This is a genomic window from Actinoplanes sp. NPDC089786, from assembly GCF_040684855.1.
Taxonomy (GTDB): Bacteria; Actinomycetota; Actinomycetes; order Mycobacteriales; family Micromonosporaceae; genus Actinoplanes.
Window position 1 is genome coordinate 430,217 of sequence record NZ_JBFBGU010000002.1, and the last position, 12,010, is coordinate 442,226.

Consider the following 12,010-nt stretch of genomic DNA (forward strand, 5'->3'; position numbering starts at 1 on the left):
TCCGGTCGTGTTCTCGATCACGGCCGTCGTGAATCTCGGCGGCCCGGCCGGACGGTCTACGCCGTGAATCTCGGCGGCCCGGCCGAACGGTCTACGCCGAGATGGGAGTCACTGGACGTAGCCGTCCGGGCGGACGGCCGCCTCGCCCAGGCCGGGCACGTCGATGCGGGCCGGGCGGCCGTCGAGCAACGCGTCGCCCGTGGCCGCGACCCTCGTTCCCGCCGGAGGCTGATCGCCGTAGTGGACGTCGAGGCCGGCCAGGCGCCGGGCCCAGAGCAGCGACAGCTCGGGCACAGTGGCCAGCGCGTCGCTGAGCACCGTGCGCAGCGCCTGCCCGGTGGGGGTGGTCGCGGTGATCAGGGCGGTCTGGGCGAGGGTGTGCTCGGCGACGTCGAGGGCCCACGGGCGCCGCTCGGCGTGGTAGGTGTCCAGCAGGTCGGCGCCGGCCCGCTGCTGGATCACGTCGGCGAGCTTCCAGCCCAGATTCATGGCGTCCTGCAGGCCCAGGTTGAGGCCGACACCGCCGGCCGGGAAGTGCATGTGGGCGGCGTCGCCGGCCAGCAGGACCCGGCCGCGGCGGTATTCCGAGGCCACCCGGGTGGCGTTGCCGAAGCGGCTCAGCCAGGCCGGGTCGTGCAGGCCGAAACGTTGCCCGGAAATGCGGAAGACCGTCTCCTCCAACGACTCCAGGGTCGGGGTCTCGGTGGCGAGGGGGTCGGTTCCGGTGAACCGGAACAGGCCGCCGGGCAGTGGCGCGACGATCAGGGCGCCGCGCTCGTTCTGCACCCCGAAGCCGGGTGGCGGCGGGGTGGTGGAGCGCACGTCGCCGAGGTAGGCGTACGTGTCGGCGTCGGTGCCCGGGAAGCCGATCCCGGCCAGCTTGCGCACCGTGCTCCCGGCGCCGTCCGTACCTACCAACCAGTTGGTAACAAAGTGCTCGCCGGCCGCGGTCGTGACCTGCACCTGGTCACCGGTGTCGGCGACCTCGGTGACCCGGTGACCCCGCCGGATGTCCGCGCCCCGCGCCAGCGCCACCTCCTGCAGGACGGCCTCGGTGCGGTGCTGCGGGAAGGCCAGCATGAAGGGGTACGGGCTGTCCAGCCGGCTCAGGTCGAGCCGCTGCGGCAGGAAGCCGAAATGCCATTGCGACACCGGGACGCCGTGGGCCAGGAACGGGTCGATCAGCCCGCGCATGGCGAGTTGCTCGAGGGTACGGGCGTGCAGGCCGAGCGCCTTCGGATGCGGCGACGGGTCGGCGCGCTGCTCCAGCACGACCGTCTGGACACCGGCCAGCCGGAGCTCGGCGGCCAGGAACAACCCGACCGGCCCGGCGCCGACGATGATCACCTCGGTCTCGTTCACCGGGGCGACGCTACGGACCGGGGCGACGATCGGCCTTGATCGAGGGCGACAGATTGTTCGTCACAGCCGGCGTACCCTGAGCCCGGTGCCGACCGTCGCCGAAGAACTCACCGCCCGATGCGGACCGCTGTTCTCGGTGATCGACGATCCGGAGGGCGCGCGGCGGGTGGTCGGCCTGCGGCTCCGCCGCCCCGACGCCCGGGCCACCGCCTCGTTGCACCGCCTCCACGTCGCGCTTCGTGAGCTGGCCGGCGACTACGGGCCGCGCTCGGTCGACCTGCCCGGCGCGCCCGAGGAGGCCACCCACCGCTACGGCCAGGCCTTCGGGGCCAAGGTGCGGTTCCGCCGGCCCGCCGCGCTGCTGCGCCTCCCGGCCGGCGTGCTGTCCGGCCACCCGTCCCACTCCGACTTCGCCTGGCGCGTGCGTCATGTTCTGGGCGAGCGGCTCGGCTCCCGGTCGACGGCGCTGGCGGATGTCGCCCGTACCCTCGCGGTTCATCCCCGCACCCTGCAGCGCACCCTGGCCGACGAGGGGTTGACCTTCGCCGAGATCCTCGACTGCGTCCGCCGCGCCGAGGCGCGCACGCTGCTCGCCACCGACCGGCCGTTCGCCGAGATCAGCGCCCGCCTGGGTTTCGCCGAGCCGGCCGTGCTCACCCGCTCGTGCCGCCGCTGGTGGGGCGCCACCCCCTCGCACCTGCGGCGATAGCGACTCAGCGGACCAGGGTGGCCCGGCGCTGGGCCGCCTCGGCGCCGGCCGTGATGAACACGGTCTCGGCCCGTTCGATGCGCCGGGACAGGTCGACATCGCCGAAGAGCGTCACCGCTCGATGGCAGGCGCGCTCACCCCGGCGGCGGACATCTCCTCGAGCAGGATGGGCGCGGCCGCGGTGACGCCGTGGATGCCGAGCACGGCGGCGATCTCCATCACCTCGAGGATCTCCTGCGGCGTGGCGCCGTAGCCGATCGCGTTCTCGATGTGCAGCTTGAGGCCCTTGGTGTAGAGGTGGGTGGCCGCGGTGTCGAAGGCGATGTAGACGAACTCCTTCACCTTCGGTTCGAGGGTGCCCGAGCGCCACGGCACCGACGAGAACTCCGTGTACGCCTCGAACATCTCCGGGTCGAGCTCCAGCATCTCGTCCCAGAAGGCGTGCCAGTAGCCGCGCGTGCGGGTGAACTCGGCCTTGAGCCGCTCCTGGTGGTCGTCGAGCGGCGCCGGCCCGTTGCGCAGGCCCTTCTCCGCCAGAACCTCGACCAGGATGGGTACGCCGATGTTCATCGCGTGGATGCCGAGCGTCGCGGACAGCTCCAGCACCTCCATGATCTCCGGCGGGGTGGCGCCCAGTTTCAGTGCCGCCCTGATGTGCTGGCGCACGCCGGGCAGGTACATGTGGGTGGCGTTCGCGTCGATGGCGATGTAGATGAACTCCTTGACCTTGTCGTCGAGGTGGTTCTTGCGCCACGGCACGGCCGAGAAGTTGAGGTACGCCATCAGGAACTCGGGGTCCAGGCGCAGCACACCGTCCCAGGTCTCGCTCCAGGCCCCGCGGACCCGGATGAACTCGGCCTTGATCTCTTCCTGCCGTGCGGTCAGCGTCACCGGGAGTCGTCCTTTCGCAGCCAGTTCACGATTTCGGTGTGGTCGGCGCCGGCGTCCAGGGCCTCGGCCGCCCGCGCCCACAGCTCAACCGCGGCATGACCGAGAGGATCGGGTACGCCCACCTGGTCGGCCAGGCCGGTGGCGATGCGCATGTCCTTGAGCATCAGCCGCAGCCCGAAGCCGGAGTCGAAGGTGCCGGGCAGGATGAAGTTGGGCCACTTGTTGTCGGTGGAGCCGCTGCGGCCGCTGGAGCCGTTGAAGATCTGCAGCATGGTGGCCGGGTCGAGGCCGAATTTCTCGCCGGCCAGGATCGCCTCGCTGGTGGCGAGCAGGTGGGTGGCGGAGAGCAGGTTGTTGAGCGCCTTGACGGCGTGGCCGCTGCCGACGTCGCCGGCGCGGGTGACCTTCCCGAGGTGCCCGAGGATCGGTGTCACGCGCTCGATGTCACCGGTGTCGCCGCCGGCCATGATGGTGAGGCTGCCGTTGATCGCGCCCTTCACGCCGCCCGAGACCGGCGCGTCGATGAGGGTCGCCTTCCGGCCCGCCAGTTCCTCGGCCAGCGCCCGGGTCCGCAGGGGTTCCGACGAGCTCATGTCGATGACCGTCGTCCCGGCCGGCGGGTCGAAGCCCCGGTCATGGACGACCGCCTCGACGACGTCCGAGTTGGGCAGCATCAGGATCACCACCGTGCTGCCCGCGACGGCGTCCCGCAGGTCGTCGCGGTAGACCCCGCCGGCGTCCGACAGGGCCTGTCCCGCCGCGGGTGAGACGTCGTACCCGGCGACCTGGTAGCCCGCTGTCACCAGCCGGGTCGCCATCGGGAGGCCCATGTTGCCGAGGCCGACGAAGCCGATCGTCGCCTCAGTCACCGGTGACCTCCTCGGCCCAGCGGGTCTCCCCCAGCGAGATCGCGGTGTGCGACATGAACGAGTCGGGCGCGGCGCCGTGCCAGTGCCGTTCCCCCGGCGGCACCCACACGGTGTCACCGGCCTGGATCGGCTGCGGTGTCTCGCCGTCCGGGCAGATCAGGCCGCGCCCGCTGAGCACCTGGAGGATCTGGCCGTTCTCGTGGCTGTGCCAGAACGTCCGGGCGCCGGGCGCGAAGAACACCGTGGCGATCGTGGTCCCGTCGGTCGCGGGCAGCACCTGGTCGAACCACACGTCACCGGTGACCGTGGCGCGCCGCTCCGAGGCCCGGCCGTCGGCCCGGCCGTGGACGATCCTCATGCTCCGGGTTCCTCTCGCGTGTGCAGCCGTACCCCGCCGGACAGGTCGCCGATGGCGTCGACGACCGTGTTGCTGATCTCGTCGGCGTAGCCGAGCGCCCGCGCCATCCCGAAACTGGCCACCGGGCCGGCCGCGTTCAGGCTGGCCACGCCCAGCCGGGCGACCAGTTCGACGTACAGGTTGACGTCCTTGAGCATGAGGCTGTTGGTGAGCCCGCCCTTGAGGTAGTCGCCGTGGATGATCTTCGGGAACCGGTTGAGCGTGGCGAAGTTGACGCCCGAGCCGGCGTTGAGCACGGCCAGCAGGGTCGCCAGGTCGAGGCCGGCCTTCTTGCCGGCGACCATGACCTCGGCGGTGGCCGACAGGGCGATCGCGTTGAGGAAGTTGTTGAGCAGCTTGACCGTGTGCCCGGAACCGCTCGGTCCACAGTGGAAGATGTGGCCGGCGAACAGGTCCAGCACCGGGCGGGCGGTTGCCAGCGGCTCGTCGTCGCCGCCGACCATGAGGGTCAGCGCGCCCTTCTCGGCCGCGGCGGCCCCGCCGGAGATGCCCGCGTCGAGGTAGGCCGCGCCGCGCTCGGCGAGCAGGGCGTGGATGCGTACGGTGGAATCCGGCGCAGCCGTGGAGAGGTCGACGACGATCTGCCCCTCGCGGGCGTGGGCCAGGACCCCGTCGTCACCCAGGACCACGGCCTCGACCACGGTGCTGTCCGGCAGCGAGAGCAGCAGGATGTCGCTGCCCTCGGTCACCTCGGCGATCGAGGCCGCGGCCGTCGCGCCCGCGGCGATGACGTTCTCCGGCCGTACGTCGTAACCCAGCACGTCCTGACCGGCCTTGACCACGCAGGTGGCCATCCGGCCGCCCATGTTGCCGAGCCCGGCGAATCCGATCCTCATGGTGCCTCCCCGATCGTCGCGTAGGTGCCGTCGGTCCCGCCGAAGCGCGCCAGGGTGGCCGGGTCGTGGCCGGGGACCAGGTAGCGCACCTCGCCCGAGTCGACCATGCCGCGGATGCGCTCGAACCCGGCGTACATGTCGATCAGGTTGGCCACCTGGGTGAACGGCATGCTGCGCTGGTACTCCTCGTAGTAGTGCACCGCGTCGGAGGCGAGCAGGACCGGGCCGGCGGAAGTGTCGACGAGCACGACGGTCTGGCCCGGCGTGTGCCCGCCGAGCCGGATCAGCCGGACGCCCGGGGCGAGCACGGCCTCGTCGGCGAACGGGCGCAGGCGACCCTCGCTCTCGACCTGCCTCAGGTGGGCGATCTCGTCGTCCTCGACCGAGTGGTGCAGCAGGGTGCGGTTGGCGTACGGGCCGGTCCAGAAGTCGTACTCGGCCCGCGCGATCGACACCGGTGACATCGGGAACAGGCCGAGGTTGCCGATGTGGTCGTAGTGCGCGTGGGTGACCACGACCGGCGGGCCGGCGGCCCGGTCGACGCCGAGCGCGTCGAGGGCGGCGGCCGGCTCGATCAGCGTGGTGCGCTTCCGGTTGGCGCCGCCCGCCGCGGAGAAGCCGGTGTCCACCACGATCGTCCGGCCGGTGCCGCGCAGGACCCAGAAGAAGTAGTCCATGCCGATCGGGCCGTCCGGCTCGCCGTAGAGGTGATGATTGAGGTAGACGTCGCTCCGGACCGTCTGCCGGGTGCCGTACCGTACGATCACCACCTGCCACCTCTGCACCGCCGGATTATATGATCGTCAGACAATCTCTGGCAACCGGTTACGGCTTCGGGGAGTCCTGCCGATCAGAGAAAGGTGACCTACCTCTGGCTCGGCTGGTGCGCGCTCTCCGTCGCGCTCACGGCCACACGCGCCTTCGTACCCCAGGACTCGCTCTTCGCCACGGTGGTAACGGCCAGCGTCTCGGTGCTCACCTGTGCCGCCGTCCTCACCGTCTCGAGGAAGCCGCCGTTCCTCCTGCTGGCCGGCTCGGCGCTGGCCGACCTGGCGGGCAACCTGGTCCTGACCTGGAACATCCAGCACGGCTTCGTACCGTACCCGTCGCTGTCCGACCTTTTCTGGCTGCTCAAATATCCGCTGCTGGCGGCCGGCCTGATGATGCTGATCCGCGGCCTGTCCTGGCGGCACGACCGGGCCGGCATCCTGGACACGCTGATCGTCACGGTCGGGCTCGGCCTCGGCGTGTGGCTGCTGTTCCTGCAGGATCTGGTCCACCTCGGCGGCATGCCACCGGTGACCCGGCTGGTGACCATGGCGTACCCGCTGGCCGATCTGATGGTTCTGGCCGCGTTCATCCGGTTCTTCACCTCGTCGGCCCGGCGCGGCGCCGCGTTCTGGCAGCTCACCGCGTCCCTGCTGGCGCTGGCCGCCGGCCACATCATGTGGGTGTGGCAGAACAGCCACGGCATCCACAGCGACAGCACCGCTCCCCTGTTCGTGCTGGCCACCCTGCTGCTCGGCGGGGCCGCGCTGCACCCCTCGATGGCCACCTTCGGCACCGGCACCCCGATCGCCACCGGAGAGGCCACCCGGGCCCGGGTGCTGCTGATCGGCTCGGGCTGCCTGATCAGCCCCGTGCTGCTGGTCGTCGACGGGCTGGCGAGCGGCGGCCGGGTCGACTGGCTGGCCGCCTCGATCTGCTGCGTCGTCGTGTTCGCGCTGGTCATCGCCCGGATGGTCGAGCTCGTGCGCACGGTGCAGGACCAGGCCACCCAGCTCGAGGCGATGGCCTACATCGACGGCCTCACCGGCATCCCCAACCGCCGGGCCTGGGACATCGAGCTGAACCGGCGGCTGGCCGGCGCCCGCCGCCAGGGCCGCACCCTGCTGGTCGGGCTGATCGACCTGGACCACTTCAAGCGGTACAACGACGAGCACGGCCACCAGGCCGGCGACCAGCTCCTGCGCGGCGCGGCGGTGGCCTGGCGCGGGCAGCTGCGGTCCGAGGACCTGGTGGCCCGGTACGGCGGCGAGGAGTTCGGCCTGATCCTCGGCTGCCGCCTGACCGAGGTCGACGGGATCATGGAGCGTCTGCGCGAGGTCACCCCGAACGGCCAGGCCTTCTCGGCCGGCATGGCCCAGTGGACCGGCGTCGAGACCGCCGACCAGCTGGTGGCCCGCGCCGACGCCGCCCTTTACACGGCCAAACGCGAGGGCCGCAACCGGACCACGGTCAGCTCCGATCCCCACCTGGCCGACGTCAGCTTCACCACCACCAGGTGACCCCGCCCGCGATGGCCTGGCGCGCCCTCGAACCGGTCCGCGACCAGGTCGTGGTCGCCACCAAGTCCGGGTTCGCTACCCGGAGCACCTGGAACGCCTGACCTCGACTCCCGGCTCCACAGCGGGGCGGCGGCGAGGAGCAGCCCGGGCGGCGGAGGCGCGGCCGACACCGAGGGCGAGGGGGCTGAGGGCGCCGGGGCCGGGCAGGTGGTGGGGTGGACGTGCACGAGGACAGCGTCATCAACCCGGCGGCCAGCGCCGTCACCATTCCCCATCGCATAGACGGGGAAGAGTACCGGCCGGTGGGGCGGCTAGCTGTCCCGTCGCTCGGCCAGGTCGGCCAGCCGGCGCAGGGCCTCGACGTTGCGGCGGTGCAGGACCACGTCGTTGATCTTGTTGCGCAGGCCCAGCAACGGGCCGGCCTTGAACTCCTCGCGCATGACCACGCGGGTCCGCTCCGGGCCGAGAGGCTCCAGCGTGATCCGCACCTCGGCCTCACCCAGCGGCCACAGCCCGGCCCGGAGGGTCAGCGATGACTCCGGTGTCACGGCGATCACCGTCGACGTGTCGTGCAGCGACACCGGCCACGGGCCGGCCTTGTGGTGCAGCTGGGACCCCTGTTTCGGCCAGGCGGCGTCGACGTCGCGGATGTGGGTGGTCCCGACCACCCAGTCGCTGTACGTCCAGCCGTCCGCCAGCACGGCGAACACCCGTTCGGGACGTGCGTTGATCGTGCGCGTGGTGATGGACACGATGGTCGCGTACCCGCCCCCGGGGCGATCATGCACACATGGACCTACAGCTCAGCGGGAAGCGCGCGCTCGTCACCAGTGGCAGCCGCGGGATCGGGTTCCAGGTGGCGCGGTCACTCGAGGCGGAAGGGGTACGGGCGGTCGCCATGAACGGCGACCCGGTGGTGGTCGGTGGCGGCGCGCCCGGCCCGATCTTCTACTGACCGATCATGCTGGCCGCTTGGTGACATCCGGCCGGCGCGGGGCCGCCGGGCGCGGCACACTCGCGGTCATGAGAGCCTCGGACGCCGCGCGCCGCGACCGGATGATCGCCATCCACCGCGACCTGGAGCAGATGCTCATCACCGTCACGTCGGCGGACGGGCTGGTCCGGGTCGTCGTGGGTGCGCGCGGCGACCTGCGGGACGTGCGCCTGGACCCGAACGTCCTGCGCCGGGCGGACGGCGCCGCTCTCGCCCGCGAGGTCGTACACACCGCCGGCGAAGCCGGAAGACGCGCCGCGGCCGAGGCCGGCGAGCTGGTCCGGCCGCTCACCGGGCGCCGCCGGGGCGAGCCGGTCGACGTGATGTTCGACCCGCCCCTGGCCGAGCTGGACCGCTGCCTCGCCCGGCCGCCCCAATCGCCGCCGATGAACGGCATGCCGGCGGCCGCACGCCCCGACTACGCGTCCTACCGGGAGACGCTGATCGGGGAACGCGACCGGCTCCGCTCGGCGTCGGCGACCGCAACCTCGCCGGACGGCCTGGTCACGGCCACGGCCGGTGGACGCGGCGAGTTGATCGGCCTGACCCTGGACGACCGGGTCTTCCGGCCCAGCGACTCCCGCCGGCTGGCCGGCGCCATCGTGAGCACCGCGCGGGACGCCGCGGAGAAGGTGAGCCGCTGATGGCCGGCTGGAACATCGTCCCCGCCGACGTCTACACCGGCGCCAACAACGTCGCCCAGGCCGGCCAGGAGGCGTCCGACGCGTGGGAGGCCAACCGCGGTGCGATCGAGATGATGCGGGAGGCGGTCGGACCACGCGGTGACGATCGGCTGGCCAACGCCTTCTACAGCGGCTACTCGCATCGCGAGGGGCGCCTGCTCCGAGACGGCGAGTCGATTCCGCGACGGTTCCGGGAACGCTCGGATGTGGGTCGCGACAGTGCCCGGCTGGCGCGGGAGGCGGAGGACGCGGCTCAGGCCGCGATGAGTGCCGTGCGCGGAGCGAACGCCGGTGCGCGTCCTCGGTGACGAGGCGGAGAGGAGCGCTCCATGCCGGTTCCCCAGCCGATCGACTGGAGTGGGCTGTGGACGGATGTCCGGCCGTTCACCGAGTGGCCGGTGAGCAACGAGAACATGGTCGAGGAGGGAGCGAACGCGTGGAAGAACGCCGCCGCCGCGTTCCAGGCGGCCGGCGCTCCGGCCGACGACGGGCTCACCCAGGCCTGGGTCGATGAGGTCGGCCGGTATTACAAGGGGACGATCGACGGTGTACGCGCGGCGGCCCTCCGGTCCGGCCAGGACATGGCCTTCATGGGCGAGTACGCGGCGATGTACGCCTACGCGGTCTACTGGGCCAAGGACCAGATCAGCGACAGCATCGACGTCAACGAGTTCCCCTACGCGATGATCAAGTTGTTCGCCCCGGCGAGCACGGCCCAGAAGTTCGTCGAGGACATGGCCGCCATCATCAACGAGCTGCTCGACCGCGTCGCCGCGCAGATCGCGTCGAGGGGCGCGGGCGGGCCGCCGGCCCGGGCGCTGCCGGTCATCGACCGCGCGCCCCTCGGGGGCCTCACCGGTGTCCTGCCGGAGTGGGCGCTCCCGGAGTTCAACGACGACCAGGACGCGAAGGGCGCCGACCGCGAGCGGGCGGTGGCGGAGCTGGTCGGCGGCACGGTGCTGGCCGAGCCGGGCGGCCAGGGGCTCCTCCTCTACCAGGACGGGAACACCAAACAGCAGGTCACTGACGTCGACGTCATCGGCCCGAACGGCAACTTCATCTCGGTCGGCGGCAACTCCAAGGCCAAGGACCTGGAGAAATGGGCGAATCAACTCGCCCTCATGCAGAGGCGCGCCGCCGAGCAGGGTGTGCGGGCCGAGGTGTGGCTCGACAACTCTCAGCTGGGACCGGAGGTCATCGCGACCGCGATCCGCGTCGTGGGCGAGGACAACGTGCACCTGTTCTGGTGACCGTGTCCCGGGCTACTTCACGACCGGCTCGCCCGGCACGTCGAACAGCGGCTTCCACGGGTCGTCCGGGTTGGTGGGGAAGTCGGTCGACGGCGCGTCGCCCTTGGTGGACCAGCGGGCCTCGTACGGCAGGTCGCCGACCCGGACACGGTCGCCGTGGGCGTACACCTTCTCCGAGTCCCAGGCCTCACTCACGCCGGTCACGGTCGGGGTCGGCACCGGCGCCTTCTCGGTCGGGCTGACCGGGCCGATGACCGTCCACGGTGTCGGCGTGGCCGAGTCGCCGGCCTCGGACGGGTCGCTGCCCTGGTTGGTCCACTTGGCCTCGTAGACCACGCCGTGCCAGACCACCTTGTAACCGTTCACGTACTGCGCGGTGAGGCGCCAGACCGGGTACGGGCTGGTCTCCGGGTCGTCGGCCACCGGCTCGGAGTCGGGGATCTCGACGGCGTCGCGGGCCGAGGTGCCGACCGCGCTGCCGGGCAGGCCGGCGAACACCCGGGAGAAGGCCAGCGCGTCCTGGTCGACGCCGCTGCAGGTGTTCGAGTGCACCACGACGTTGGTGAAGGTGCCGCGGCACTTGGCGTCGCGGTTCAGCGACCACATCGACACCCGGCCCAGGCCGTTGTCGACGGCGAACCGGGCCAGGCCCTGCGCGTCGGCGACGGTGAACCGCTCGGCGTCCACGTCGTTCTGGCCGATCATCGGCGTGGCGCCGATCCGCGACCACACCTGCGGGGACGTGAGCTGCACGCCGAGCCGCAGGTAGAGGTCGGTGAGCTGCTTGTGGGTGGCCTCCAGGGCCTGGGTGCCGAGCTCCAGCATGTCCGGGGCGGTGCCCTTGGCCGAGCCGTAGTCCATGGTCATCACGTTGACGCCGCGCAGCGAGACGCCACCCCCCAGCGTCGTACGCACCGCGCCGAGCCCGTCCGCGGTCAGCCCGTCCGGGCTCACCGGCAGGGTCAGCCAGACGGTCAGCGGCTTGCCGGCCGCCGCCCGCTCGGCCTGCAGGGTGGCCAGCGCCTTGGCCCGCCGGGTCAGCGACGCCTGGTCGGCCACCGCGGTGCCCTCGACGTCCAGGTCGAGCGTGTCCAGGTCGTAGCGGCGGATCAGCTGCCGGTAGGCGTCGGTCAGCTTCGCCTGATCGGTGCAGGCCACCGCCAGCTCGCTGTTGGTCAGCCCGCCCAGGCTGAGGATGATGTTGCCGCCGCCGGCGCGCAGCTGGCTGATCCGGCGGTCCAGCTCCAGGGACGCCGCCGCCTCATCCATCGTGTAGGCGCCACCCCAGCTGGGGGCGCACCCGTCCTTGGGGTCGGCCACCACGAAGGCCAGCGCCACGTCCTGGGCCGGGTTCACGTCCGGGTCCTGGAACTCGAAGGTCGGCGTCAGCGTGACGTCCACGTACGGGACGGCCCACGACTTCGCGGTCGGGCCGGCGGTGTCCCGGAAGTGCAGCACGGCGAGCGTGCCACCGCCGCCCAGCGCGGCCACCATCAGGATCAGGAAACTGAGCCGCAACCAGGACAGCCGCTCCGCCGGAACCTCGGGTTCCTGCCAGCCGGGGTCGGCGAGCGGGTCCGGGCGCGTGGACGGCAGGGTGGCGCCGTTGGTCGGCATGGCTCTCCTTCACACGGGGCTGGGCGGGGGTGGCCCTGAGCAGAAGGATCGGCAGCCCGTACCCGGACTGAAGGATCTTCGACCGCGAAAACC

Annotated in this window: 14 protein-coding genes; 6 read left to right on the forward strand and 8 right to left on the reverse strand. The window is 71.7% G+C overall.

Features of this window, described 5'->3' with window-relative positions; all coding sequences use genetic code 11:
* Positions 1-108 precede the first annotated feature (108 nt).
* Positions 109-1,362, reverse strand: coding sequence for an FAD-dependent monooxygenase (locus tag AB0O15_RS12780; RefSeq protein ID WP_364317796.1), 1,254 nt, complete (start codon positions 1,360-1,362; stop codon positions 109-111).
* A gap of 85 nt (positions 1,363-1,447) precedes the next feature.
* On the opposite strand from AB0O15_RS12780, the gene AB0O15_RS12785 reads away from it, so the two are divergent.
* Complete coding sequence (locus tag AB0O15_RS12785; protein WP_364317798.1) at positions 1,448-2,071, forward strand: helix-turn-helix domain-containing protein; 624 nt, start codon at positions 1,448-1,450, stop codon at positions 2,069-2,071.
* Between the two features lie 111 nt (positions 2,072-2,182).
* On the opposite strand, the gene AB0O15_RS12790 is transcribed toward AB0O15_RS12785, so the two are convergent.
* Genes AB0O15_RS12790 through AB0O15_RS12810 form a run of 5 tightly spaced genes read right to left on the reverse strand, consistent with a single transcriptional unit; the run spans position 2,183 to position 5,870 of the window.
* Positions 2,183-2,962 (reverse strand): carboxymuconolactone decarboxylase family protein, encoded by a 780-nt coding sequence (locus AB0O15_RS12790; RefSeq protein ID WP_364317799.1) that lies wholly within the window; start codon positions 2,960-2,962, stop codon positions 2,183-2,185.
* Positions 2,959-3,831, reverse strand: a complete 873-nt coding sequence (locus AB0O15_RS12795; RefSeq protein ID WP_364317801.1) for an NAD(P)-dependent oxidoreductase — start codon at positions 3,829-3,831, stop codon at positions 2,959-2,961. The genes AB0O15_RS12790 and AB0O15_RS12795 overlap by 4 nt, the downstream gene beginning before the upstream one ends.
* Complete coding sequence (locus tag AB0O15_RS12800) at positions 3,824-4,189, reverse strand: cupin domain-containing protein (protein WP_364317803.1); 366 nt, start codon at positions 4,187-4,189, stop codon at positions 3,824-3,826. Before AB0O15_RS12800 ends, AB0O15_RS12795 begins: the two co-directional genes overlap by 8 nt.
* Positions 4,186-5,085, reverse strand: coding sequence for an NAD(P)-dependent oxidoreductase (locus AB0O15_RS12805; RefSeq protein ID WP_364317805.1), 900 nt, complete (start codon positions 5,083-5,085; stop codon positions 4,186-4,188). Before AB0O15_RS12805 ends, AB0O15_RS12800 begins: the two co-directional genes overlap by 4 nt.
* Positions 5,082-5,870 (reverse strand): N-acyl homoserine lactonase family protein, encoded by a 789-nt coding sequence (locus AB0O15_RS12810; RefSeq protein WP_364317806.1) that lies wholly within the window; start codon positions 5,868-5,870, stop codon positions 5,082-5,084. Before AB0O15_RS12810 ends, AB0O15_RS12805 begins: the two co-directional genes overlap by 4 nt.
* A gap of 75 nt (positions 5,871-5,945) precedes the next feature.
* Between AB0O15_RS12810 and AB0O15_RS12815 the strand changes: the two genes are divergently transcribed.
* A complete protein-coding gene (locus tag AB0O15_RS12815; RefSeq protein ID WP_364317808.1) occupies positions 5,946-7,373 on the forward strand; it encodes a GGDEF domain-containing protein in 1,428 nt (475 codons plus the stop codon).
* Between the two features lie 311 nt (positions 7,374-7,684).
* On the opposite strand, the gene AB0O15_RS12820 is transcribed toward AB0O15_RS12815, so the two are convergent.
* Positions 7,685-8,125 (reverse strand): SRPBCC family protein, encoded by a 441-nt coding sequence (locus AB0O15_RS12820; protein WP_364317809.1) that lies wholly within the window; start codon positions 8,123-8,125, stop codon positions 7,685-7,687.
* Positions 8,126-8,163: 38 nt separating this feature from the next.
* Here AB0O15_RS12820 and AB0O15_RS12825 point away from each other — a divergent pair, with 38 nt between their 5' ends.
* The 4 genes from AB0O15_RS12825 to AB0O15_RS12840 all read left to right on the forward strand — a co-directional run bounded on the left by AB0O15_RS12825 (position 8,164) and on the right by AB0O15_RS12840 (position 10,300).
* On the forward strand, positions 8,164-8,328 hold the full coding sequence (locus AB0O15_RS12825) for a hypothetical protein (RefSeq protein ID WP_364317810.1): 165 nt from the start codon (positions 8,164-8,166) through the stop codon (positions 8,326-8,328).
* A 68-nt stretch (positions 8,329-8,396) separates the two neighbouring features.
* On the forward strand, positions 8,397-9,011 hold the full coding sequence (locus AB0O15_RS12830) for a YbaB/EbfC family nucleoid-associated protein (protein ID WP_364317812.1): 615 nt from the start codon (positions 8,397-8,399) through the stop codon (positions 9,009-9,011).
* Positions 9,011-9,358, forward strand: a complete 348-nt coding sequence (locus AB0O15_RS12835; RefSeq protein ID WP_364317814.1) for a hypothetical protein — start codon at positions 9,011-9,013, stop codon at positions 9,356-9,358. Before AB0O15_RS12830 ends, AB0O15_RS12835 begins: the two co-directional genes overlap by 1 nt.
* Before the next feature lie 21 nt (positions 9,359-9,379).
* Entirely contained in the window at positions 9,380-10,300 is a 921-nt protein-coding gene (locus AB0O15_RS12840) for a hypothetical protein (RefSeq protein ID WP_364317816.1), read from the forward strand.
* 12 nt (positions 10,301-10,312) lie between these two features.
* On the opposite strand, the gene AB0O15_RS12845 is transcribed toward AB0O15_RS12840, so the two are convergent.
* A complete protein-coding gene (locus AB0O15_RS12845) occupies positions 10,313-11,917 on the reverse strand; it encodes a chitinase (RefSeq protein ID WP_364317818.1) in 1,605 nt (534 codons plus the stop codon).
* Positions 11,918-12,010 lie beyond the last annotated feature (93 nt).

Excerpts from the sequence above, each read along its gene's own strand:
- AB0O15_RS12800 (WP_364317803.1), bottom strand. The coding sequence starts at position 4,189 with ATGAGGATCGTCCACGGCCGGGCCGACGGCCGGGCCTCGGAGCGGCGC.
- AB0O15_RS12805 (WP_364317805.1), bottom strand. The coding sequence starts at position 5,085 with ATGAGGATCGGATTCGCCGGGCTCGGCAACATGGGCGGCCGGATGGCC.
- AB0O15_RS12825 (WP_364317810.1), top strand. The coding sequence starts at position 8,164 with ATGGACCTACAGCTCAGCGGGAAGCGCGCGCTCGTCACCAGTGGCAGC.
- AB0O15_RS12830 (WP_364317812.1), top strand. The coding sequence starts at position 8,397 with ATGAGAGCCTCGGACGCCGCGCGCCGCGACCGGATGATCGCCATCCAC.
- AB0O15_RS12835 (WP_364317814.1), top strand. The coding sequence starts at position 9,011 with ATGGCCGGCTGGAACATCGTCCCCGCCGACGTCTACACCGGCGCCAAC.
- AB0O15_RS12840 (WP_364317816.1), top strand. The coding sequence starts at position 9,380 with ATGCCGGTTCCCCAGCCGATCGACTGGAGTGGGCTGTGGACGGATGTC.
- AB0O15_RS12845 (WP_364317818.1), bottom strand. The coding sequence starts at position 11,917 with ATGCCGACCAACGGCGCCACCCTGCCGTCCACGCGCCCGGACCCGCTC.